The sequence below is a fragment of the Klebsiella sp. D5A genome, from assembly GCF_001620885.1.
Classification (GTDB): domain Bacteria; phylum Pseudomonadota; class Gammaproteobacteria; order Enterobacterales; family Enterobacteriaceae; genus Klebsiella; species Klebsiella variicola.
The window spans coordinates 1-381 of sequence record NZ_LOAR01000054.1 but is presented as its reverse complement, the minus strand read 5'-3'; the positions used below and the strand labels follow the sequence as shown (position 1 = coordinate 381).

Here is a 381-nt window from a genome sequence, read left to right as displayed (position 1 = left end):
ATGGCTGTTCGCCATTTAAAGTGGTACGCGAGCTGGGTTTAGAACGTCGTGAGACAGTTCGGTCCCTATCTGCCGTGGGCGCTGGAGAATTGAGGGGGGCTGCTCCTAGTACGAGAGGACCGGAGTGGACGCATCACTGGTGTTCGGGTTGTCATGCCAATGGCACTGCCCGGTAGCTAAATGCGGAAGAGATAAGTGCTGAAAGCATCTAAGCACGAAACTTGCCCCGAGATGAGTTCTCCCTGAGACTATAAGTCTCCTGAAGGAACGTTGAAGACGACGACGTTGATAGGCCGGGTGTGTAAGCGCAGCGATGCGTTGAGCTAACCGGTACTAATGAACCGTGAGGCTTAACCTTACAACGCCGAAGATGTTTTGGCG

Annotated in this window: 1 rRNA gene; it reads left to right on the top strand. The window is 53.5% G+C overall.

Going from position 1 to position 381, the window contains the following annotated elements:
• A 23S ribosomal RNA gene (locus tag AS136_RS25960) occupies positions 1–358 on the top strand; the annotation flags it as partial.
• Positions 359–381 lie beyond the last annotated feature (23 nt).